This window comes from Rhodococcus shunpengi, from assembly GCF_048381395.1.
Lineage (GTDB): Bacteria > Actinomycetota > Actinomycetes > Mycobacteriales > Mycobacteriaceae > Rhodococcus.
Window position 1 is genome coordinate 304,409 of record NZ_JBLWIU010000032.1, and the last position, 22,377, is coordinate 326,785.

Here is a 22,377-nt window from a genome sequence, read left to right on the forward strand (position 1 = left end):
CCGCCACCCGCTGCTTTCACAGCTCGGTCGCAACCTGCCGCTTCACAGGTCGGTTGCCACCTGCAGCTTCACAGGTCGGTTGCCACCTTCCAGGCACTGTGGACGGCGCCCTCGATGTAGTCGACCCGACCCGCGTCCCCGACGACGCGGACGTCGATGCCCGAGCCGGCCAGCTCGTCGGCGAGCGGTGCCGCCGCCGACACCCCGGACGCGACGACGACCATCCGGGCGCGCACCGACTTCGTCTCCCCACCGACCGTGAACTCCACCGTCTTCCGCGTGATGCGCCGAACGGTCGTGTTGCGATGGACCTCGAGACCCACCTCGCGCGCGTGCTTGACGGCAGTCCACCGGCGCGGCATCGCCATCGGCACCCCGAGCTGTTGCCCCTCGGCGAGCAGGGTCACCCGGCTGCCGCGCTCGGCCATGAACTCGGCCAGTTCGAGGCCGACGAGCGACCCGCCGATCACGACGACGTCCCTCGCCATCGGCAGGAAACGCAGGAACCGTCGGCTCAGATCGCGGATCCTCCGAGGGCTCGTGGTGATACCCGCGAGCTTGCCCAACCGGCCCATCACCCGCAGCACAGGCGACTGGCCGGAGACGTCGCCCGCGCCCGTCATGAGCGCACGCATACTGTCGCCGGTGTGCACGTGCGGCAGGTCCCCGCCCGGCACGGTGGGACGCTCCCGCACCGCGCCCGTCGCGACGACCACGACGTCCGGATCCAGGGCACGGATCGATGCGGCGGTGGCCTCGGTGCCGAGTCGCACATCGATGCCGAGGCGGGTGACCTCGGCTGTGAGCCACTTCAGCAACCGTTCGTTGTCGGGGGTGGTGAGGGTCGAGAACCACAGAGTCCCGCCGATCCGGTCGCTCTTGTCCACGACGGTGACGCGGTGCCCGCGCTCGGTGGCGACCCGCGCAGTCTCGAGCCCGCCCGGACCGGCACCGACCACGACGACGTGCTTCGGCGCCGCAGTGCGGACGAACGGCACGAGCGTCTCGTTGCCCAGAGCCGGGTTGACCGCGCAGATGGGCGTGGCGTCCCAGAAGTTCTCCTGCACGCATACGTAGCAGTTGATGCACGGGCGGATCTGTTCGCTGCGCCCCTCTTTCAGCTTGGCGACGAGCGCGGGATCGGCCAGCAACTGACGGCCCATCGCGACGAAGTCCGTGACGCCCTCGGCGATCATCCGCTCGCCGACTTCCGGCAGCATGCGGCCGACGGTGATGACGGGGATGGACACCGCGCGCTTGATGACCGCGGCGTCGGAGGTGTAGAAGCCGACCTTGTCCGGCAACGGGCCGTCGGTGAAATTCGCGAACGCGTTGAGCGCGGTGCCCGTGACGTGGAGGGCGTCGGCGCCGGCCTGCTCGAACAGCACTGCGGCAGCGGCGGATTCCTCGACGGTCAGGCCGTCCGTTTCGCCGTATTCCTGCCCTGCCAGGCGCACGATGACGGCGAGGCGGTCGCCGACCCGGTCCTTGACCGCGCGGATCACCTCGCAGGTCAGCCGGGCCCGGTTCTCCAGCGACCCGCCGTACTCGTCGGTGCGCCGGTTCGTGTAGCGGCTGAGGAAGGCGCCGAGCACGTAGTTGTGGGCGGCGTGGATCTCGACGGCGTCCGCTCCGGCGGCAGCGACCCGGCCCGCTGCCTCGGCGAACATGCGGATCAGCCACTGGATGTCGGTTTCGGTGGCTTCGTTGTAGGTGGCCTGTTTGCCGCCCTGGATCGCAGCCATGCGCTGCAGCTCCTCGGGGGTGCAGTCCGCCATCGCGCTCATGTCGCTCGGCGGCTTCGGGATGCTCGGTACCAGTTGCGGACGGCCCTGCAGGGTGTCGATACGAGCGACCTTGCCGTGATGCACCATCTGCACGCACAGCTTGCTGCCGGCCTCGTGGACGGCGTCGGCCAGCGCACGGAGACCGGGGACGAACCGGTCCTCGGACAGGCCGGGTTCCTTCGTGCTGGCGCATCCCGCCGGATAGGCGACCGCGCAGCATCCGGTGATGATCAGCCCGGTGCCTCCGGCCGCGCGGGCGACGAAATGATCGATGTCGCCCTGCTCGATCTCCCCGTCCTCGCAGAGGTTCATGTCCATGGCGGGCATCACTACGCGGTTGTCCAGGGTGATCGGCCCGATGGTGCCGGGGGAGAGAAGGCGCGTATAGGTCTGGTTCGGGACTGTCACGCCCGGACGGTATGCCCGCCTCGATGTGGTCGCCGACACAATCTCGATGAGCGGGATGCGAGCTGGTCCGGCCGGGTTTCACCGAGACTTCCTCTGGTGGGCAGGGTGCTGTTAACCCGCGCGGGGCAGGCTCGGGGTCATGAGCGGACGGATGATCGTGTCGGTGTCGGGGATCCGGGACGTCACGCGTGATGTCGTGAACGACTTCGCGCGCGAGATGGATGCGCGTGGTGTGCCGTTGTCGCTGCTCGTCGCTCCCCGCCTGAAGGACCACTACCGTCTCGTGCGCGATCCGGCGACGCAGGAATGGCTGCTCGAACGACGCGAGGGCGGCGACGCGATCGTGCTGCACGGCTACGACCAGGCTGCGACGAAGCGTCGTCGCGCCGAGTTCGCCATGTTGCCCGAACACGAGGCTCGGCTGCGCCTGCTCGCGGCTGACCGCGTGCTCGAGGAGACAGGACTCCGCACGCGACTGTTCGCGCCTCCGCGGTGGGTCGCCTCGCCCGGAGCTGTGGCTGCACTTCCGCAGGTCGGTTTCCGGATGATGGCGGACGTCGCCGGAATCCGCGATCTCGCGGCGGGCACCGTGACGAGAACGCGGGTGTACGGCATCGGTGACGGTGCGAAGTCGGAGCCGTGGTGGTGCCGGGCGATGGTGATCGGAGCGTCGCGGGTCGCGCGGCGGGGTGAAGTGCTCCGGCTGGCGATCGCGGCTCCCCGGCTCGCCGAGTCCGGACCTCGGCAGGCGATCCTCGACGCCGTGGACATCGCTCTGCACCACGGTGCAGAGCCGGCCGTCTACAGTTGGCAGCGGCGCCCCGCAGGTACCACCGCGGCATGATCCCGCCGGCCTCCCGGGTGCTCCCGGTCGCGGCTTCCGCTCGGTAATGTTGGCGGCCATGGACGCTGACGTGATCGTGGTGGGGGCGGGACTCGCGGGGCTCGTGGCGGTCGGTGAACTGATCGACGCCGGTCGTAAGGTTCTGCTGGTCGATCAGGAGAACTCGAACAACATTGGTGGGCAGGCCTTCTGGTCGTTCGGTGGGTTGTTCTTCGTCGACAGCCCCGAACAGAGACGACTCGGTATCAAGGACTCCTACGAGCTCGCCCTGCAGGACTGGATGGGCACCGCCGGCTTCGACCGCGAGATCGAGGACCGCTGGCCGCGACGCTGGGCGCAGGCCTATGTCGAGTTCGCCGCGGGGGAGAAACACGCCTGGCTGAAGCAGCGCGGCCTGAAGATCTTCCCGATGGTCAACTGGGCCGAACGTGGCGGGTACGACGCTGCAGGGCACGGCAACTCGGTCCCGCGATTCCACATCACCTGGGGCACCGGTCCGGGCCTCGTCGAGATCTTCGAGCGCAAGCTCCGCGAAGGCGTCGAACGCGGACTCGTCACGCTGAAGCACCGCCACCGGGTCGACGAACTCGTCGTCACCGACGGCGCCGCCACCGGTGTGCGCGGGGCGATCCTCGAACCCACCGACGCGCCGCGTGGCGTGGCGTCCTCCCGCGCCGTCGTCGGGGACTTCGAGTTCTCCGCCGGAGCCGTCATCGTTACCTCCGGCGGTATCGGCGGCAACTACGACCTCGTGAAGAAGAACTGGCCGAAGCGGATGGGGGAGCCGCCGAAGCACATGCTCAGCGGTGTGCCCGCCCACGTCGACGGCCGGATGCTCGAGATCACCGAGAAGGCCGGCGGGAACATCGTCAACCGCGACCGCATGTGGCACTACACCGAGGGCATCACCAACTACGACCCGGTGTGGCCCGATCACGGCATCCGCATTCTGCCCGGCCCGTCCTCGCTGTGGCTCGACGCCACCGGCAATCGGTTGCCGGTGCCGTTGTTCCCCGGCTTCGACACGCTCGGCACCCTCGAGTACATCGTGAGCACGGGTTACGACCACACCTGGTTCGTGCTCGACCAGAAGATCATCGAGAAGGAATTCGGGCTCTCCGGCTCCGAGCAGAATCCCGACCTCACCGGGCGCAGCCTCCGCCTGCTGCTGCAGCGGGTCAGGTCGGGTGCACCCGGACCGGTCGAGGCCTTCAAGGAGCGCGGTGTCGACTTCGTCGTCCGCGACACGCTCGCCGATCTCGTCGCGGGCATGAACGAACTCACCCCCGAGGCGCCGCTCGACTACGAGCAGGTGCGTTCGGTGGTCGAGGCCCGCGACCGCGAGATGGACAACAAGTACACCAAGGACCTGCAGGTCGCGGCGGTTCGCTCGGCGCGCGCCTACGCACCCGATCGCGTCGTCCGCATCGCCGCGCCGCACCGGATCCTCGACCCCAAGGCCGGCCCGCTCATCGCGGTCAAGCTGCACCTGCTCACCCGTAAGACGCTCGGCGGACTCGAGACCGACCTGTCCTCGCGCGTCCTGCGGTCGGACGGGTCGGTCTTCGACGGCCTCTTCGCGGCCGGTGAGGTCGCCGGCTTCGGTGGTGGCGGCGTCCACGGCTACCGGTCGCTCGAGGGCACCTTCCTCGGCGGGTGCATCTTCTCGGGCCGGGCGGCAGGTCGAGCCGCCGCCCGCTGAACCTCCCGTCGGCGTCGACCGAGACAGCAGAGCGCGAAACGGTCGTAGGAGCGCGAAACATCCCGCGCAGACGACCGTTTCGCGCTCCGAAGCGTCAGACCTCGACTCCGTCCTCGTGCGGCAGCACGCGGAACTCGGTGCCCTCCGGCGCCATCTCGCTGTACCGGCCGTAGAAGATGCCGCGACCGTTGTCGTTGACGATGCCCTGGTGGATCGGCACGGCGACCCGCGGATTCACCGCGCGCAGGTAGTCGATCGCCTCCCAGATCTTGAGCCACGGCGCGGTCGACGGCAGGGCCAGCACGTCGACGCGCTCGTGCGGGATGTACAGCGAGTCGCCGGGGTGCAGCAGCCGCGACGGATTCTCGTCGTCGCCGACGAGGAAGGCCGTGTTGTCGATGACGGGCATGTCGGGGTGGATCACCGCGTGCCGTCCGCCGGTGCCGCGCACGGTCAGCGAACCCACCGAGAAGGAGTCGCCGGGACGCACCGCGGTCCAGTCACCGTCGAGCAGGTTCGCCGACTGCGGGTCGGAGAACAGCTGCGCTCCGGGATTGGCCTCGAGGAGCGCGGGCAGCCGGGTGGTGTCGGCGTGGTCGGGATGCTGGTGGGTCACGAGGATCGCGTCGAGTCCGGTGATGCCCTCGAACCCGTGGGAGAAATTTCCGGGGTCGAAAAGGAGCTTCGCGCCGAGGTGTTCGACGAGGATGCAGGAATGGCCGAAATGGGTCAGTTGCATGCCGTCGAGTATGCCGTCGGAAGGAGCCCGATGACCGACTACGGACAGGAACTCTGCTTCGGCAGTTTCCTCACGCCCTCCGCCGCCGACCCGGCGGGCGTCGTCGACCTCGCCGTGGTGTCGGAGCGCGCCGGACTCGACCTGGTGACGATCCAGGACCATCCCTACCAGCCGCGATTCCTCGACACCTGGACGTTGCTCGGGTGGATCGCTGCGCGCACCACGACCGTGACGGTCGCGCCGAATGTCGCGAACCTGCCCCTGCGCGGGCCGGTGATCCTTGCGCGGAGTGCGGCCTCGCTGGACCGGCTCAGTGGGGGTCGCGTCGAATTGGGTCTCGGATCGGGGGCCTTCTGGGACGCCGTCGCCGCGAACGGCGGACCGCACCGCAGCCCCGGCGAAGCGGTCGATGCGCTGATCGAGGCGATCGAAGTGATTCGCGCCCTGTGGTCGGACGAGAAGGGCGCGGCCCGGGTCGACGGCACGTACTACCGGTTGACCGGCGCGAAGCGGGGCCCGTTCCCCGCGCACGCTCTCGGCATCTGGCTCGGCGCCTACGGCAGGCGGATGCTCGACGTCACCGGCCGCTCCGCCGACGGATGGCTGCCGAGCTCGTTCGCCGCCGGGGCCGAGAAGCTGGGGGAGATGAGCGCCCTCGTCGACGAGGGCGCTCACCGTGCCGGACGTGATCCCGCCGCGATCCGTCGGCTCTACAACATCTCCGGCACCTTCGCGGACACCGCGGACGGGTCGTTCCTGCACGGGCCGCCCGAGGTGTGGGCCGAACAGTTCGCCGAGCTGACCTTGCGGCACGGGACCAGCACCTTCGTCCTCGGCAGCGACGAGCGGTCCGACCTCGAACGTTTCGCCGGTGAGGTCGCGCCCCGCGTGCGCGAACTCGTTGCTGCCGAGCGGCGTTGAACGGGGGTGACGGGTCTCGCACGAGCGGGACCTCGGCCGATGCCCGTCCCGGTGGCCACGGCCGGTAAACTGCTGGATGTCCGGTGTCCGTCCCCGGGCGCCAGCACTACTACCGAGGAGCAGCACGTGGCGCGTGTCGTCGTCGAAGTCATGCCCAAAGCCGAGATTCTCGACCCCCAGGGTCAGGCCATCACCGGGGCGCTGTCGCGGCTGGGCTTCGCGGGCGTGACCGACGTCCGTCAGGGCAAGCGTTTCGAACTCGAGGTCGACGGCAGCGTCGGCGACGAAGAGCTCGAGAAGATCGCCGAGTCGTTGCTCGCCAACACGGTGATCGAGGACTGGGCCATCCGGCGGATCGACGGTGACGCATGAGCGCACGCATCGGAGTCATCACCTTCCCGGGCACGCTCGACGACATCGACGCCTCCCGGGCGGTGAAGCTCGCCGGTGGTGAGGCCGTGAGCCTGTGGCACGGGGACGCCGATCTCAAGGGAGTCGACGCGGTGATCGTGCCCGGCGGCTTCTCCTACGGCGACTACCTGCGTTGCGGTGCCATCGCCCGGTTCGCGCCGGTGATGGGCAAGGTTGTCGAGGCCGCGCAGAAGGGCATGCCCGTCCTCGGCATCTGCAACGGCTTCCAGGTGCTGTGCGAGGCGGGTCTGCTGCCCGGCGCGCTCACCCGCAACGCCGGTCTGCACTTCGTCTGCCGCGACGAGTGGCTGAAGGTCGAGTCGAACACCACCGCGTGGACCTCACGCTACGAGGCCGGCGCCGAGATCCTCATCCCGCTCAAGTCGGGTGAGGGCCGTTACCAGGCATCGGAGAAGGTGCTCGACGAGCTCGAGGGTGAAGGTCGCGTGGTGTTCCGTTTCGCGGGCGACAACCCGAACGGTTCGCAGCGCGGCATCGCCGGCATCTCGTCGGCGAACGGCCGGGTCGTCGGTCTCATGCCGCATCCCGAGCACGCCACCGAGGCGCTCACCGGCCCCAGCGACGACGGACTCGGCATGTTCTACAGCGTGCTGGACGCGGTCGTCAACGCGTGACCGCCTGACCGGAATTTTCCGGCGAAGCCCCCATCGACCCTCCCCGGGTCGGTGGGGGCTTCGCTCGTTCCAGGGGTTCGACAATCCTCCGAACCTGATGCCTCACAGGTGTATTACAGGTATTTCATATGCAAAATACCGACCTCGAACTGGAATTACGAAATCCGGAACAACTTTCGCTAGACATGCGTCTACCGAAATGCCATGCTTTCGACCCGTCGGGCAGTCGCACATGGGCCCGCGAGCGTCGAGGAGTATCGAATGCAGTTCCAGGACAAGGTCGTCTTCGTCACCGGTGCCGCGTCGGGCATGGGTCTGGCCACCGCTGCGGCGTTCGCCGAACAGGGCGCCGTCGTCTACGGGGCGGACATCTCCGCCGAGAATCTCGAGCGCGACTTCGCAGCGCTGCCCGGAGCCCGCCCGGTTCCCCTCGACATCGCCGATCCCGATGCCGTGCGTGCCGCCTTCGCGAAGGTCGCCGACGAGCAGGGCCGTCTCGACGTGCTCGTGAACGCCGCGGGGGTCAACACGCCCAACCGCGCCGCCGCCGAAGCGCTCAACGAGGAGAACTACAAGGGCTTCACCGCGGCCAAGGAGGGCCGGCCGCACCACCCCGAGTTCATCGAGTCGGTCACCGACGAGGACTTCGACCGCGTCCTCAAGATCAACCTGTACGGGCCGTTCTACACCACCCGCGCCGCCGTGCCGCTGATGAAGAAGGCCGGAGGGGGAGCGATCGTCAACTTCTCGTCCGCCGCCGCGCTGATGTCCGTCGCGATGCCGGCCTACTACCCGGCCTCGAAGGCCGGTGTCCTCGGCCTCACCCGTGAGACCGCGACCGAACTCGCGCCCTTCGGCATCCGCGTCAACGCACTCGCCCCCGGGGCCGTCGACACCCCGCTGTTCCGGCAGACCGACCCCGAGTTCAACGAGTTCCTCGTATCCCTGCAGCCGATCAAACGGCCCGCCACCCCCGAGGAGGTCGCGCGGACCGTGCTGTTCCTCGCCGGTGAGGAAGGCGCCTACTACACCGGGCAGACGTTCTCGCCGTCCGGCGGCCTCGTCATGTGACAGCCGTACCCGCCCACCAGAACTTTTGAGAACAGGACCGTCGAAGATGACCGCCCTCGCCACCCGCGCCCTGGACCGCAAGGCCCTCACCCGCCTGACCGACGAGATCCGCCGCGACATCGATCGCGGGGATTACGACGGCGTCAACATCATCGTCGCCCGCCACGGCGAGATCGCCGTGAACGAGACCATCGGCTACGCCGAACGCGCGACCGAGACCCCGATGCGGCACGACAACGTCTTCCGCATCCTGTCGATGACGAAGTCGTTCACCAACGCGCTCGCCTACCGGGCCCTCGGTGAGGGCAAGTTGGCCCTGTCGACCCGCGTCGTCGACATCATCCCCGAGTTCTTCGGCACCGACGTCTTCCGGTCCGTGCGCAAGGACCGGATCAACCTGCACCACCTGCTGACCCACCGCTCCGGCATGCCGGCCACCCCGAACCCCGGCCTCGGTCCTGACCGCTTCGGTGTGCTCGCCGACGTCATCGAGGCGCTGTGCTCGGTGGACGTGGTCAACGAACCCGGCACCAACCTCAACTACGCGCCTTCGATCAACCACGCCCTCATGGGCGAGATGGTCCGGCGCGTCTACGGATACGAGCGCTTCCGCGACCTGGCGAAGGATCTGATCTTCGACCCGATCGGGATGACCCGCACCGCCTTCGGTCTGCCCGAGGCCTGGCGCGCCGACGCCGTGCCGCTCAAGGCGTACGTCCCCGACAACGGATGGCTCTCGCCCGCCGACATCGAGGACCTCAACGACGCCATCGGCGAGGAATCGGAGATCCCCTGGGTCGGTGCCGTGAGCACCGTCGACGACATCTTCGCCTACGCCGAGATGTTCCGCCGCAAGGGCGAGGTCGACGGTGAGTACCTCATCGCTCCGGTCGTCGTGGACCGGGCCACCACCCTGCAGACCGGCACGATGTCCAACGACCTGTACGCGGGCATCGCCGCGTCCCGTGGATGGGAGACCCCGCCCGGCAACTTCGGACTCGGATTCTCCCTGTCCGGCACCGGATCCCACGCATCCTTCTTCGGGCCGTTCACCTCGCCCCGCACCTTCGGCAACTACGGCGCCGGCTCCTCGCTGTTCTGGGTCGACCCCGAACTCGACATGACCTTCGTCTTCCTCTCGGCCGGCTGCATGGACGAGGGCGACAACGTCGCCCGGTTCCAGAAGCTGTCCACCATGGCTGCTGCCGCGGCCGTCTGAACCACACGACCCTGCAACGTTCCGGCTGCGGCCGGGATGGGAGCCCGTCATGACCCTCACCCCCGAAGCCCCGGCGCCACGCTGCCCGGTGGCACACGGCTTCGACGCTCTCGGTGACGACTACTTCGTCGATCCCGCAGCACATTTCGCGAAGTTCCGCGACGAGACGCCGGTCTTCTTCTACCCGCACCTGAATGCGTGGATCGTCACCCGCCGCGACGATGTCGAGACCGTGCTCGCCGACTGGCAGAAGTTCACCTCCGGTGGAAACTCCGGCACCATCGACGTGCCCGAACAGTTCCGCGCGATCGTCCCGCCGAACCTGATCACCCAGATGCTCGTCGGTTCCGACCCGCCGGGCCACACCGACCACCGCTTCGTCGCGCAGCGCGGCTTCACCAAGGCGCGCATGCAGGCCCTGCAGCCCGAGATCGAGGCCCGCGCGCACCGCATCATCGACCGGTTCGAGGCGAACGGCACGGCCAACCTGGTCACCGAATACGCCCTCGAGCTCACCACCGGAACGATCATGGCGCACATGGGACTCGGCTACGAGCACGACGCCATGATGCGGCAGCTCCGCGACGACTTCGCCATGATCCTCGCCTCGGCCGCCGAACCGATGGCCGAGCCGATGCGCACCCAGGTGTGGCAGCGCTACGTCGACGCCACGCTCGTGCTGCGCGGAATCATCGACGAGCGACGTGAGAACCCGGGCACGGATCTCATCTCGGACATGGCGATCGTCACCGGCAAGGACGGCGAACCGATGCTGTCGTCGGCCCAGATCGCCGTGCACCTCACGGAATTCGCGATGGCCGGCGTCGACTCGACGACGCAGGCGGTGTCGAACGCGGTGCTGTTCCTGGCGCAGAACCCCGAGGTGCTCGCCGAGGCGATCGCCGATCCGGAGCTGTGGTCGCGGGTGTTCGAGGAGACCGTGCGACGCCGCCCGTCCTCGACCTTCGCGGCGCGGCAGGCCGAGCAGGACATCGAACTCGGCGGCGCGCAGATCGAGAAGGGCGACATGGTGTGGATGGCGCTCGCCAGTGCCAACACCGACCCGGCCCGCACCGCTCGCCCGTTCGAGTTCGACATCCACCGGCCCGATCCGGAGGACCACCTCGCCTTCACCCAGGGCCGGCACACCTGCCTCGGGCAGGCACTCGCCCGCGTGCAGGGTGCGACCGCGCTGAAGGTGCTGTTCGAGCGGCTGCCCTCGTTGCGGCCCGCCACCGAGGTGCCTCTGGACTTCCTGCCGATCGCGCTGCTCCCGGTGCGCCGGACCCTGCCGGTCACCTGGGACGTCGCCGACGTCGAATGCGCGAAGACGACCGTCGCACGCCACTTCTCGCTCACCGTCCTCGAACGGCGCGAGGAAGCGGACGGGGTCGTCTCGCTGACCCTCGGTCACGCCGACGGACAGGCCCTGCCGCAGTGGAAGCCCGGCGCGCACGCCGAGGTCCGGCTGGGCGAGGGCGACGACGCCCTGGTGCGTCAGTATTCGCTGTGCTCGTCGCCGCAGGACGCGTCGCGGTGGCGGATCGGTGTGCTGCGCGAGCCCGCCTCGCGCGGCGGATCGACCTTCGTCCACGACCGGCTGCACGAGGGTTCGACCGTCACGGTCGGACTGCCGCGCAACAACTTCCCGCTGCGGCCCGCGAAGCGGTACGTCTTCGTCGCCGGCGGCATCGGCATCACCCCGATCCTGCCGATGATCGAGCAGGTCGAGGCGCAGGGCGCGCAGTGGTCGTTGATGTACGGCGGCCGCACCCGCGCGTCCATGGCGTTCCTCGGTGAACTCGAACGGTACGGCGACAAGGTCACCGTGCGTCCGCAGGACGAGTACGGCCTGCTCGACCTCGCGGGTCTGCTCGCCGAACCCGCCGACGACACCCTGATCTACTGCTGTGGTCCGGAGCCGCTGCTGCAGGCGATCGAGGCGGCGAGCACGCACTGGCCCGTGGGATCGCTGGTCACCGAACGATTCGCCGCCAAGCAGATCGTCCGGACCGAACCCGACGTCGCGTTCGAGGTCGAGTTCGCTGTCTCGGGTATCACGGCGACGGTGCCGCCCGACCGGACCGTCCTCGAGGTCGCGGAGGAACACGGTGTCCGCGCGCTCTCGTCGTGCCTCGAGGGCACCTGCGGAACGTGTGAGACGCGCATCGTCGCCGGTCGTGCCGACCATCGCGACTCGATCCTCACCGCCACCGAGCAGGAGGCGAACGAGACGATGATGATCTGCGTGTCGCGAGCGGAGAAGGGCTGCCCGAAGCTCGTGCTCGACGCCTGACCTGCAGGGGAACCCTGCCCTGTGCTCGGCCCACGGTAGGGTTCCCCGTCGGACCAGACGCAGGAGGTACGGGTGCGGGCCAAGCTGACCAGGGCCGAGCAGAAGCAGGCCACCCGCGACGCGCTCGTCGAAGCAGCGCGGGTGCTCTTCGTCGACGCCGGGTACACGGCCACGACGGCCGAAGCCATCGCCAAGGCCGCCGGGGTCTCCCGCGCAACCTTCTACCTGCACTTCCGGTCCAAGGCGGAGATCGTGCAGTCGCACATGGCGGCGCTCGAGGATCCCATCGCCGAGGCGTACGCACGACTCGACGCGATCGTCGATCCCGCACTCGACGATGTCGTCGCGTGGCTCGAGGACCACGCCGAGTTCTGGCGTGAGCACCGCCCCGAGTTCGCAAGTATGGAACAGGCGCTGTCGCACGAGGCGCTGGTGTCGGACGAGTGGTTCGCGATGCTCCGTCGGGTCGCGGAGGGGATGCGGAATCTGCTCGGGCGCCAATCGGATCCGGATGCGCGGCGGCGCGCTCGCCTCCACGTGACGTCGATGCTGATGTCGACGGACCGGAACTTCCACTTCGCGCTCGTGCAGGGACACGACGAGAACTTCCGTGAACTCGTCTCGGTGCTCGCCGAGCAGTGGTTGTTCTGTCTGCAGCGAGTGGGCTGAGACCACGCGGAGAACGGAGGCACGGAGCCGGAGAGACGGAACGAGGGACCCCGCCACCGTCCCGATCGGCTGCGGAATCCCTCGTCCCTACAACCCGGAGCTCGACCCCCCGATCAAGTCCCGGGCGCGATGTCGTCGTCATCCCCCATGCGCGACATCGCGGATCAGTCTGCCGGAGCCGAGCCGGCCTGTCCTGAGTAGGACTACCCAAATCGGGCACGTCCGTCGACGGGCGTTGCGTGTCGGTCCCCGGCAGTACTGTCGCGCCATGACAGCGACCATCGCGATGATCACCTTCGACACCACCGATCCGGCTCCGCTCGCGACGTGGTGGGCCGAGCGTACGGGCGGCCGCATCGAGCAGGAGAACGACGGCTGGTTCGTCATCGTCGCCCTGCCCCAGGGCATCCGGCTCGGTTTCCAGAAGGTGTCCGATCCGACACCCGGCAAGAACCGCGTGCACCTCGATCTCACCGCTCCCGATCTCGACGCCGAGGTCGAGCGCTTCGTGCAGGCCGGCGCGAAGGAGGTCCACCGCGAGAACATGGGCGACGACTTCCGCTGGGTGACGCTCGCCGACCCCCAGGGCAACCTGTTCTGCGTCGCCGAGGGCCACTGAGCTCGGCGCGGAGAGAGCAGGGCGACTCTTTCGGTCAGCACTCCCACTGTCCGTGATGCGAAGATGCAGTCATGTCTTCCACGCGTGCCGATGCTCGGGGTCTCTGTAATTTCGTCGACCTGTCGCCGTCGCCGTTCCACGTCTGCGCCACCGTCGCCGCGGCGCTGACCGAAGCGGGCTTCGCCGAACTGCACGAGCAGCAGGCCTGGCCCTCCGAACCGGGACGCTTCTTCCTGGTGCGCGGCGGGTCGCTGATCGCGTGGAGCACCGAGGGTGTCGCCGACGATCCGGCCGCGCCCTTCCGCATCGTCGGTGGGCACACCGACAGCCCCAACCTGCGGGTCAAGCAGCATCCCGACCTCACGTCGGCGGGCTGGCGGATGGTGGGGCTCGAACCGTACGGCGGTGCGTGGCTCAACTCGTGGCTCGACCGCGACCTCGGGATCTCCGGGCGCTTCACCGTGCGCGCGGGGGAGACGACCGAGGACGTCCTCGTCCGCGTCGACGCGCCGGTCCTGCGGGTCCCGCAGCTCGCCATCCACCTGTCCGAGGACCGCAAGGGCGTCCAGCTCGACCCGCAGCGCCACGTGAACGGCGTCTGGGGGGTCGGCACCGAACCGCGCTCGTTCATCGCGTGGGTCGCCGAGCAGCACGGTATCGACCCGGGCGCGGTGCTCGGCTGGGAGCTGATGACCCACGACCTTGCGCCGAGCGCGGTCGTCGGGCCGGGCCGCGACCTGGTCAGCGCTCCGCGTCTCGACAACCAGGGCACCTGCTACGCCGGACTGCACGCCCTGCTCGACGCCGCGGAGCACGTCGCAGCTCACGGTGGCCCGATGCCGCTCCTCGCCCTGTTCGACCACGAGGAGGTCGGCAGCATGTCCGACCGCGGCGCCTTCTCGGAACTGCTCAACACCGTCCTCGAACGGATCGTCCTGCTCCGGGGCGGCGGACGCGAGGAGTTCCTCCGCGCCCGCGCCGGCTCGATCGTCGCGTCGGGCGACATGGCGCACGCCACGCACCCCAACTATCCCGAGCGGCACGAACCCGCTCACCGCATCGCGGTGAACGGCGGACCGGTCCTGAAGGTGAACCAGAACCTGCGGTACGCGAGCGACGCGACCGGCGCCGGAGCCTTCGCGCTGGCCTGCGAGCAGGCGGGAGTCCCGCTGCAGCGGTACGTGCACCGCGCCGACCTGCCGTGCGGCTCGACGATCGGCCCGATCACCGCGTCGAGGACCGGCATCACGACCGTCGACGTCGGCGCCCCACAACTCGCCATGCACTCGGCGCGCGAGTTCATGGGCGCGGACGACGTGACGAGCTATGCGCAGGCCCTGACCGCTTTCCTGACCCCGGCATCGTGACCGCGTTCGCCCGCCCCGAAGCACCCGCCGGTGACACACTGAAGACGGTCGTGTCCGGTCGGAGAGAACGGGGGAATGCAGTGGACGTCCCGTCCTACCCCGATCATCTGCTGTCCCTCGCCGAGTGGGCGGCCCTGCCCGAATCCGACGGGCACCACGTGGAGGTGTGCGAGGGCGTGCTCGTCGCTGCGCCCGCGCCGGGGGCGGCGCACGATCACGCCGCGGTGACCTTGGCGTTGCTCCTCGACGAAAAGCTGCCCGACGAATGGTGCGCGCTCGGAGGCGTCGAGGTGCTGGTCGCGGAGAAGCCGCTGACGGTGCGGTGCCCCGACGTGATCGTCGTGGGACGCTCCCTCGTCGACGCCGACCCCGATCGGGCACCGATCTCCGAGGTGAAGCTGGTCGTGGAGGTCACCGTCGACGGCACCGCCCGCACCGACCGGGTCACGAAGTTCTCCGAATATGCGGAGGCCGGCGTCCCGCAGTACTGGATCGTCGATCTCGGCGGGCCGCCGGTGATCGCGACCTTCACGCTCGTCGACGGGTGGTACCGATTCGACGGGGAGCACTCGGGCACCGTCACCCTCGATGCGCTGGGCACCGAGGTGGCCGTCACACCGTCGGAGCTCGTGCCCGCACCGGTGAACCCCGTCGCGCCTGCGCAGCGATAGACTGATCCGCGGCAGTTCCCGCCCGGCCTGCCGTTTTCGATCCCAGAGTGAAGGGACCCGACGCCCAGTGTCACCGCACGTGGATACCGTCTCCCACGCCGCCGAAACCCCCGACGCCGCTCAGCCCTATCGGGAGCTGGGTCTGAAGGAAGACGAGTACACCCGGATCAAGGAGATCCTGGGCCGTCGCCCCACCGACGCCGAACTCGCCATGTACTCGGTGATGTGGTCCGAGCACTGCTCCTACAAGTCGTCGAAGGTGCACCTGCGCTACTTCGGCGAGACCACCACCGACGAGATGCGCGAGTCGATGCTCGCCGGCATCGGTGAGAACGCCGGTGTCGTCGACATCGGCGACGGCTGGGCCGTCACCTTCAAGGTCGAGTCGCACAACCATCCGTCGTACATCGAGCCGTACCAGGGCGCCGCGACCGGCGTGGGCGGCATCGTCCGCGACATCATGGCCATGGGCGCCCGCCCGATCGCCGTGATGGACCAGCTCCGCTTCGGCGCGGCCGATCACCCCGACACCCGTCGCGTCGTCGACGGTGTCGTGCGCGGTGTCGGCGGCTACGGCAACTCCCTGGGTCTGCCCAACGTCGGTGGCGAGACCGTCTTCGACGCCTCCTACCAGGGCAACCCGCTCGTGAACGCGCTGTGCGCGGGTGCGATGCGCGTGGAGGACCTGCACCTCGCCCACGCTTCCGGCACGGGTAACAAGGTCATCCTGTTCGGCGCCCGCACCGGTCTCGACGGCATCGGCGGCGTGTCCGTTCTCGCCTCCGAGACCTTCGACGACAGCGCCGGTGGTCGCCCCAAGAAGCTTCCGAGCGTGCAGGTGGGCGACCCCTTCACCGAGAAGGTGCTCATCGAGTGCTGCCTCGACCTCTACCGCGAGAAGCTCGTCGTCGGCATCCAGGACCTCGGCGGCGCCGGTCTGTCCTGCGCGACGTCCGAGCTCGCCGCCGCCGGCGACGGTGGCATGCACATCAACCTCGAGCGTGTCCCGACGCGCGCGAAGGGCATGACCCCGGCCGAGGTGCTGTCCTCGGAGTCGCAGGAACGCATGTGCGCGGTCGTCACGCCCGACAACGTCGACGCCTTCATGGACGTCTGCAAGAAGTGGGACGTCCTGGCCACCGTCATCGGTGAGGTCACCGACGGCGACCACCTCGTCATCGACTGGCACGGCGAGACCGTCGTCGACGTGCCGCCGCGCACGGTCGCGCACGAGGGCCCGGTCTACGAGCGTCCCGTCGAGCGTCCGGCCTCGCAGGACGCGCTGATCGCGAACACCACCGCCGGTCTGAAGCGTCCGCAGACCGCCGACGAGCTGCGCGAGACGCTGCTGAAGATGCTCGCGTCGCCGGCGCTGTGCAGCCGCAAGTGGATCACCGAGCAGTACGACCGCTACGTGCGCGGCAACACTGTGCTCGCCGAGAACGCCGACGCCGGTGTGGTCCGCATCGACGAGGAGACCGGCCGCGGCATCGCGCTCGCGACCGACGCCTCGGGCCGCTACACGCAGCTCGATCCGTACGCGGGCGCCCAGCTCGCCCTCGCCGAGGCCTACCGCAACGTCGCCGTCACCGGCTCGACGCCGAAGGCCGTCTCGAACTGCCTGAACTTCGGTTCGCCCGAGGATCCGGGCGTGATGTGGCAGTTCCAGCAGGCCGTGCGCGGCCTCGCGGACGGCTGCGCGAAGCTCGGCATCCCCGTCACCGGCGGCAACGTCAGCTTCTACAACCAGACCGGCGCCACCGCGATCCTGCCGACCCCGGTCGTCGCCGTGCTCGGTGTGATCGACGACGTGCACCGCCGCATCCCCACCGGCATCGGCCTCGAGCCGGGCGAGACGCTGATCCTGCTCGGTGAGACCCGCGACGAGTTCGACGGCTCCATCTGGGCGCAGGTCGAGCACGACCATCTCGGTGGTGTCCCGCCGAAGGTCGATCTCGACCGTGAGCGGCTGCTGTCGGAGATCCTCACCGCCGGTTCGCGCGACGGCCTGATCTCCGCCGCGCACGACCTGTCCGAGGGTGGCCTCGCGCAGGCCGTCGTCGAGGCCGCGCTCGCGGGTGAGACCGGCTGCCGCGTGCTGATCCCCGAGGGCGCCGATCCGTTCGTGACGCTGTTCTCCGAGTCGGCCGGCCGCGTGCTCGTGGCCGTACCGCGCACCGAGGAGTCGCGCTTCACCGGTATGTGCACCGCACGCAACATGCCGTGGGTGCGCATCGGTGTCGTCGACGAGGGATCCGACTCCGTCGAGGTCCAGGGCCTGTTCTCGATCCCCATGACCGAGCTGCGCGAGGTGTGGGAAGGGACCCTGCCTGCCCTGTTCGGGTAACCGTGCCGGCCACCCAGGTCGATCGGCTGGCGGCGTTCGAGGCCCGGCAGGGCCGGATCATCGCTGCGGTCACCGACTTCGGTGAGCGCCACCCCCTCACCGCACGGGTGTGGGGGTGGCTCAGCCTGGACTTCACGGGCGTCGCCTTCGCCGCGCTCTTCTTCTGCTGGTCGCTGACGCCGTCGCTGCTCCCGCGCGACTGGCTCTTCCAGGGCCTGATCGGCGGCATCAACGCCGCGATCGGGTACGGCGTCGGATGCATCGTGGGCTGGGTCGTGGCACGCTTCCTGCTCCCCGGGCGGAGGTGGTGGCCGCCGCCGCTCCCGGTCCTGCGTGCCATCAAGGTCGCGGTTCCGGTCGCGGCCGTTCTCGCGTCGCTCGTCGCGCTCGTGCTCTCCGCCGGCGAGCAACGCCAGCTCGCAGCCCTCATGGGTGTCGAGGGCACCACGACCTCGGGATATCTACGCACCATCGTGCTGAGCGTCGCGGTCGCGGCCGCCCTCATCGCGCTGTGGCGCGGGCTGCGCGACATCGTCCGCTGGGTGTCGATGCTGCTCATGCGCCGCACCCGGATGCCGCTCGGTCTCGCCCGCACGCTGGGCGTTCTCGTCGTGGTCCTCGCCACCTTCATGCTCATCGACGGCGTGCTCATCCGCGGCACCTACGCCATCGTCAACCAGGCGTTCGGCCTGCAGGACGACACCACCCGTCCCGGCGCGATCCAACCCATCGATCCCGCCAAGTCCGGTAGCCCCGAATCCCTCGCGCCGTGGGAGACGCTCGGATTCGAGGGTCGCAACTTCGTCTCGCGAGGACTCGACGCCGAGGAACTGACCGCCGTCAACGGCAGTCCCGCACCGGAACCGATCCGGGTGTACGTCGGTCTCGACACCGCACCCACCCCGGAAGAACGCATCGACCTCGTCCTCGCAGAACTCGAACGGACCGGTGCCTTCGACCGCTCGACGCTCGTCCTGATCCCCACTACCGGCACCGGCTGGGTCAATCCCACCGCGGCCCGCGCGATGGAGCTCGTCCACAACGGCGACCTGGCGATGGTGGCCTGGCAGTACTCCTACCTCCCGAGTTGGATCTCCTTCCTCGCCGACCGCGAGAAGGCCGCTGCCGCAGGCAAGATGCTGATCGAGCGGGTGCACGAACGCTGGTCGCAGCTGCCCGAGGGCGACCGCCCCGATCTGTTCCTCTACGGCGAGAGCCTCGGCACGCAGTCGGGGGAGGGCGCCTTCGACAGTCTCGCCGAGATCCGCGCCCAGATGGACGGGGTGCTGTGGGTGGGCCCGCCCAACTCCAACCGTCTGTGGCGGCAGCTCGTCGAGCGCCGCGATCCCGGCACGACCGAAGTGCAGCCGGTGTACGCGGACGGTCTCGTCGTACGCTTCGCCGACAGCCGGGAGGCGATCCACGAGCCCGACACGCCGTGGCTGTCGCCGCGCGTGCTCTACATCCAGCACGCCTCGGATCCCGTCGTCTGGTGGTCGCCGGATCTGTTGTTCTCCCGCCCCGACTGGCTGTCGGAGCCGCCCGGACACGACCGGTTGCCGCAGATGCGGTGGTTCCCCTTCGTCACCTTCTGGCAGGTCTCCGCCGACCTCACCAACGCGGCCGGCGTGCCCGACGGGCACGGCCACAACTACGGGTCGGCGGTGCTCGAGGGATGGATCGAGATCACCCAGCCCGAGGATTGGACCGAGACCGACACCGAGCGGGTGCGCATCGCCCTCGAGGCGTTCGCCGAGGACGACGGGCCCGAGAAGTGACATCGCGAGTTGCCGCTGTGAGTGGCACCGCCGTGAGCTGTACCGCTGCGGGATGCGCCGCCGCGCTGGTCGCGTGGAACAACCTCGTCCTCCCGGCGATGGATCTCGGTCCGCGCGGCACGGCTGCCGCGAACGCCGGATTCGGTGTCGTGCTCGCCGCGGCGACCCGCGCGGTCGGCGTCTCCGCAACCGAGCTCGGCTGGCGCAAGGCAGGGAAGGGCCTGCGGTGGGGGACCACCTCGGCGGTGCTGCCGGTCGCGGCCTACACGGTGATGCTCGCCGTCCCGCCCGTGCGGCGGCGGATGGCCGCCGGAGCGCGACGCGCCGACCACACCGAGTGGGTCTTCGTGCACATCCCCTTCGGCACGGTCCTGGCCGAGGAACTGATGTTCCGATCGGTGCTGTACGCCCTGGCTCGCCGCGCTTCGCGGCGGTGGCATCCGAGCCGCGCCTCGCGGTGGTGGCACCGGGTGCTGACCTCGGTCGCCTTCGGGCTCTGGCACGTCGCCCCCGCCCGGCACGCCGGGGACTCGGTGCCCGGAACGGTCGTGCTCACCGCCCTGAGCGGGGTGGTGTTCGACGAATTGCGGCGACGGAGCGGCAGTGTCGTTGCGCCGATGCTCCTGCACCTGGCGATCAACGCCGGCGGTGCCGTCGCGGTGGGCATCGCGACGAGTCCACCTCATTAGGCTGTGCTGCCATGGCACCTCGGAGACCCGTCGACCCCGCCGAACTACGCGCAGCTCTCGAACGGGTGGGTCCGTGGGTGACGGGGGAGAGCGACGAGAAGCCGCCGCGCCCCGATCTCGCCGCCGCTGTGCGGCTCAGTGCCCGCACCCTCGAACAGATCGCCCCGGGGTCGAGTGTGGAGGTGCGGGTGCCGCCGTTCGTGGCCGTCCAGTGCATCGAAGGCCCACGTCACACACGGGGGACACCGCCGAACGTCGTCGAGACCGATCCGCGGACATGGTTGCGTCTGGTGGTCGGCAGCATCGATTTCGACGGGGCCGTGGACTCGGGTGCGGTGGAGGCGTCGGGTGGGCGCGCAGCGGAGATCGGACGGCTGCTCCCGATCGCCCGACTCTGACGTTCGCCGGGGTTCACACCCGGCGTCCGGGAGGGAGCACCCCGCGCTGCCCGTAGAATGGGGGGAGCCCCGCTTGTCCAGCCTCAGGGAGCACGTCCGTGACCAGTGCCGATCTGTCGGTCCACACACGTAATCTTCTCGCCTCCACCGAACCCGAGAACGAACCCCGCGAAGAGTGCGGAGTGTTCGGAGTGTGGGCTCCGGGCGAGGACGTGTCGAAGCTCACTTATTACGGTCTCTATGCGCTGCAGCACCGCGGACAGGAAGCTGCGGGCATCGCCGTGGCCGACGGTTCACAGGTGCTCGTGTTCAAGGATCTCGGTCTCGTCAGCCAGGTCTTCGACGAGCAGACGCTCGCCGCGATGACCGGCCACATCGCCATCGGCCACTGCCGTTACTCCACCACCGGGTCCACGACCTGGGAGAACGCGCAGCCGATCTTCCGCACCACCGCCGCCGGCTCGGGCGTCGCGCTCGGCCACAACGGCAACCTCGTCAACACCGCCGAACTCGCCGAACGCGGACGCCGTCTCGGCGTGCTCGATCCCACACGGCCCGGTGCGGCGAACTCCGACTCCGACACCGTCGGTGCGCTGCTCGCCCACGGCGCGAAGGACAGCACGATCGAAGAGGCCGCGATGAAGCTGCTCCCGCAGCTGCGCGGCGCGTTCTGCCTGACCTTCATGGACGAGCACACCCTCTACGCGGCCCGCGACCCCTGGGGCATCCGCCCGCTGTGCCTCGGACGCCTCGATCGCGGCTGGGTCGTCGCCAGCGAGACCGCCGCCCTCGACATCGTCGGTGCCTCCTTCGTCCGCGACATCGAGCCCGGTGAACTGCTCGCGATCGACGCGGACGGTGTCCGCTCGTCGCGCTTCGCGAACCCCGAACCCAAGGGCTGCGTCTTCGAGTACGTCTACCTCGCGCGCCCCGACTCGACCATCGCCGGTCGCTCCGTCCACGCGACCCGCGTGGAGATCGGCCGCCGGCTCGCGAAGGAACACCCGATCGACGGCGATCTGGTCATCCCGGTGCCCGAGTCGGGCACCCCGGCCGCCGTCGGCTACGCGCAAGGCTCGGGGATCCCGTACGGCCAGGGCCTGATGAAGAACGCCTATGTCGGCCGTACCTTCATCCAGCCGAGCCAGACGATCCGCCAGCTCGGTATCCGGCTCAAGCTCAACCCCCTGCGCGAGGTGATCCGCGGCAAGCGCCTCGTCGTCGTCGACGACTCGATCGTGCGCGGCAACACCCAGCGCGCCCTGATCCGCATGCTGCGCGAGGCCGGTGCCCTCGAGATCCACGTGCGCATCGCCTCGCCGCCGGTCAAGTGGCCCTGCTTCTACGGCATCGACTTCGCCTCGCCGGCCGAGTTGATCGCCAACGGTGCGGGCACCCGCGACACCGTCGAAGAGGGGCACGACTACGACGAGATGGTCGAGATGGTGCGCCGGTCGATCGGCGCCGACTCGCTCGGCTACATCTCGATCGACGGCATGATCGGCGCCACCGAGCAGCCCGCATCCCGTTTGTGCGCTGCATGTTTCGACGGCCACTACCCGATCGCTCTCCCCAGCGAACATCAGGCGGGCAAGGACGTCCTCGCCGGCGTCGTCGACACCGATTCGGCCACCCCGACCGTGTTGGACAACGACAACGCGGACGTTCTCAGTCGGCCGTAGAAGCTGGTCGGGTACCGTAAGTGCCGCGGTCGGCACGGTTCGGCGTGCGTTTCGCATGCCCGGACGCAGGTGTGCCTGCCCGCATGTAGCCAGATTTTTCACGACAAGACACAACTCGAGGCTG

General features: G+C 69.2%; 19 protein-coding genes. 17 read left to right on the forward strand and 2 right to left on the reverse strand.

Features of this window, described 5'->3' with window-relative positions; translation table 11 throughout:
- Positions 1-68: 68 nt before the first annotated feature.
- Positions 69-2,195 (reverse strand): oxidoreductase, encoded by a 2,127-nt coding sequence (locus ACNJ7K_RS19870; RefSeq protein WP_159416696.1) that lies wholly within the window; start codon positions 2,193-2,195, stop codon positions 69-71.
- Between the two features lie 139 nt (positions 2,196-2,334).
- Between ACNJ7K_RS19870 and ACNJ7K_RS19875 the strand changes: the two genes are divergently transcribed.
- A complete protein-coding gene (locus ACNJ7K_RS19875) occupies positions 2,335-3,039 on the forward strand; it encodes a DUF2334 domain-containing protein (RefSeq protein ID WP_159416695.1) in 705 nt (234 codons plus the stop codon).
- A 58-nt stretch (positions 3,040-3,097) separates the two neighbouring features.
- The gene (locus tag ACNJ7K_RS19880; RefSeq protein WP_159416694.1) at positions 3,098-4,741 is read left to right on the forward strand and encodes an FAD-binding dehydrogenase; all 1,644 of its coding nucleotides are present in this window, start codon (positions 3,098-3,100) and stop codon (positions 4,739-4,741) included.
- A 94-nt stretch (positions 4,742-4,835) separates the two neighbouring features.
- On the opposite strand, the gene ACNJ7K_RS19885 is transcribed toward ACNJ7K_RS19880, so the two are convergent.
- Positions 4,836-5,480, reverse strand: coding sequence for an MBL fold metallo-hydrolase (locus ACNJ7K_RS19885; RefSeq protein WP_006551826.1), 645 nt, complete (start codon positions 5,478-5,480; stop codon positions 4,836-4,838).
- Between the two features lie 30 nt (positions 5,481-5,510).
- Here ACNJ7K_RS19885 and ACNJ7K_RS19890 point away from each other — a divergent pair, with 30 nt between their 5' ends.
- The 15 genes from ACNJ7K_RS19890 to purF all read left to right on the forward strand — a co-directional run bounded on the left by ACNJ7K_RS19890 (position 5,511) and on the right by purF (position 22,253).
- A complete protein-coding gene (locus ACNJ7K_RS19890; RefSeq protein WP_159416693.1) occupies positions 5,511-6,401 on the forward strand; it encodes an LLM class flavin-dependent oxidoreductase in 891 nt (296 codons plus the stop codon).
- 126 nt (positions 6,402-6,527) lie between these two features.
- The gene (purS, locus tag ACNJ7K_RS19895) at positions 6,528-6,773 is read left to right on the forward strand and encodes a phosphoribosylformylglycinamidine synthase subunit PurS (RefSeq protein WP_006551824.1); all 246 of its coding nucleotides are present in this window, start codon (positions 6,528-6,530) and stop codon (positions 6,771-6,773) included.
- A complete protein-coding gene (gene purQ, locus ACNJ7K_RS19900) occupies positions 6,770-7,447 on the forward strand; it encodes a phosphoribosylformylglycinamidine synthase subunit PurQ (RefSeq protein ID WP_120281456.1) in 678 nt (225 codons plus the stop codon). Before purS ends, purQ begins: the two co-directional genes overlap by 4 nt.
- A gap of 261 nt (positions 7,448-7,708) precedes the next feature.
- Positions 7,709-8,518 carry an SDR family NAD(P)-dependent oxidoreductase gene (locus ACNJ7K_RS19905; RefSeq protein ID WP_159416692.1) on the forward strand — a complete coding sequence of 270 codons (810 nt, stop codon included), beginning with the start codon at positions 7,709-7,711 and terminating at the stop codon, positions 8,516-8,518.
- A gap of 46 nt (positions 8,519-8,564) precedes the next feature.
- The gene (locus ACNJ7K_RS19910) at positions 8,565-9,737 is read left to right on the forward strand and encodes a serine hydrolase domain-containing protein (RefSeq protein WP_159416691.1); all 1,173 of its coding nucleotides are present in this window, start codon (positions 8,565-8,567) and stop codon (positions 9,735-9,737) included.
- Positions 9,738-9,786: 49 nt separating this feature from the next.
- Positions 9,787-12,033, forward strand: coding sequence for a cytochrome P450 (locus ACNJ7K_RS19915; RefSeq protein ID WP_159416690.1), 2,247 nt, complete (start codon positions 9,787-9,789; stop codon positions 12,031-12,033).
- Positions 12,034-12,105: 72 nt separating this feature from the next.
- A complete protein-coding gene (locus tag ACNJ7K_RS19920; RefSeq protein ID WP_159416689.1) occupies positions 12,106-12,702 on the forward strand; it encodes a TetR/AcrR family transcriptional regulator in 597 nt (198 codons plus the stop codon).
- A gap of 268 nt (positions 12,703-12,970) precedes the next feature.
- The gene (locus ACNJ7K_RS19925; protein ID WP_059384290.1) at positions 12,971-13,321 is read left to right on the forward strand and encodes a VOC family protein; all 351 of its coding nucleotides are present in this window, start codon (positions 12,971-12,973) and stop codon (positions 13,319-13,321) included.
- A gap of 71 nt (positions 13,322-13,392) precedes the next feature.
- Entirely contained in the window at positions 13,393-14,688 is a 1,296-nt protein-coding gene (locus ACNJ7K_RS19930; protein ID WP_230788204.1) for a M18 family aminopeptidase, read from the forward strand.
- Entirely contained in the window at positions 14,685-15,359 is a 675-nt protein-coding gene (locus ACNJ7K_RS19935) for a Uma2 family endonuclease (RefSeq protein ID WP_225623722.1), read from the forward strand. The genes ACNJ7K_RS19930 and ACNJ7K_RS19935 overlap by 4 nt, the downstream gene beginning before the upstream one ends.
- Positions 15,360-15,426: 67 nt before the next feature.
- Positions 15,427-17,706: a phosphoribosylformylglycinamidine synthase subunit PurL gene (gene purL, locus ACNJ7K_RS19940; protein ID WP_085469198.1), complete on the forward strand. Its 2,280-nt coding sequence runs from the start codon at positions 15,427-15,429 to the stop codon at positions 17,704-17,706.
- Positions 17,707-17,708: 2 nt separating this feature from the next.
- Positions 17,709-19,484, forward strand: coding sequence for an alpha/beta hydrolase (locus tag ACNJ7K_RS19945; protein ID WP_487042085.1), 1,776 nt, complete (start codon positions 17,709-17,711; stop codon positions 19,482-19,484).
- Between the two features lie 98 nt (positions 19,485-19,582).
- Positions 19,583-20,173 carry a CPBP family intramembrane glutamic endopeptidase gene (locus ACNJ7K_RS19950; protein ID WP_225623805.1) on the forward strand — a complete coding sequence of 197 codons (591 nt, stop codon included), beginning with the start codon at positions 19,583-19,585 and terminating at the stop codon, positions 20,171-20,173.
- Between the two features lie 11 nt (positions 20,174-20,184).
- Positions 20,185-20,571, forward strand: coding sequence for a sterol carrier family protein (locus ACNJ7K_RS19955; protein WP_145691377.1), 387 nt, complete (start codon positions 20,185-20,187; stop codon positions 20,569-20,571).
- A gap of 98 nt (positions 20,572-20,669) precedes the next feature.
- The gene (purF, locus tag ACNJ7K_RS19960) at positions 20,670-22,253 is read left to right on the forward strand and encodes an amidophosphoribosyltransferase (RefSeq protein WP_006551815.1); all 1,584 of its coding nucleotides are present in this window, start codon (positions 20,670-20,672) and stop codon (positions 22,251-22,253) included.
- Positions 22,254-22,377 lie beyond the last annotated feature (124 nt).

Excerpts from the sequence above, each read along its gene's own strand:
- ACNJ7K_RS19915 (WP_159416690.1), top strand. The coding sequence starts at position 9,787 with ATGACCCTCACCCCCGAAGCCCCGGCGCCACGCTGCCCGGTGGCACAC.
- ACNJ7K_RS19905 (WP_159416692.1), top strand. The coding sequence starts at position 7,709 with ATGCAGTTCCAGGACAAGGTCGTCTTCGTCACCGGTGCCGCGTCGGGC.
- ACNJ7K_RS19950 (WP_225623805.1), top strand. The coding sequence starts at position 19,583 with ATGGATCTCGGTCCGCGCGGCACGGCTGCCGCGAACGCCGGATTCGGT.
- ACNJ7K_RS19890 (WP_159416693.1), top strand. The coding sequence starts at position 5,511 with ATGACCGACTACGGACAGGAACTCTGCTTCGGCAGTTTCCTCACGCCC.
- purQ (WP_120281456.1), top strand. The coding sequence starts at position 6,770 with ATGAGCGCACGCATCGGAGTCATCACCTTCCCGGGCACGCTCGACGAC.
- ACNJ7K_RS19955 (WP_145691377.1), top strand. The coding sequence starts at position 20,185 with ATGGCACCTCGGAGACCCGTCGACCCCGCCGAACTACGCGCAGCTCTC.
- ACNJ7K_RS19930 (WP_230788204.1), top strand. The coding sequence starts at position 13,393 with ATGTCTTCCACGCGTGCCGATGCTCGGGGTCTCTGTAATTTCGTCGAC.
- ACNJ7K_RS19885 (WP_006551826.1), bottom strand. The coding sequence starts at position 5,480 with ATGCAACTGACCCATTTCGGCCATTCCTGCATCCTCGTCGAACACCTC.
- ACNJ7K_RS19925 (WP_059384290.1), top strand. The coding sequence starts at position 12,971 with ATGACAGCGACCATCGCGATGATCACCTTCGACACCACCGATCCGGCT.
- ACNJ7K_RS19910 (WP_159416691.1), top strand. The coding sequence starts at position 8,565 with ATGACCGCCCTCGCCACCCGCGCCCTGGACCGCAAGGCCCTCACCCGC.
- ACNJ7K_RS19875 (WP_159416695.1), top strand. The coding sequence starts at position 2,335 with ATGAGCGGACGGATGATCGTGTCGGTGTCGGGGATCCGGGACGTCACG.
- ACNJ7K_RS19880 (WP_159416694.1), top strand. The coding sequence starts at position 3,098 with ATGGACGCTGACGTGATCGTGGTGGGGGCGGGACTCGCGGGGCTCGTG.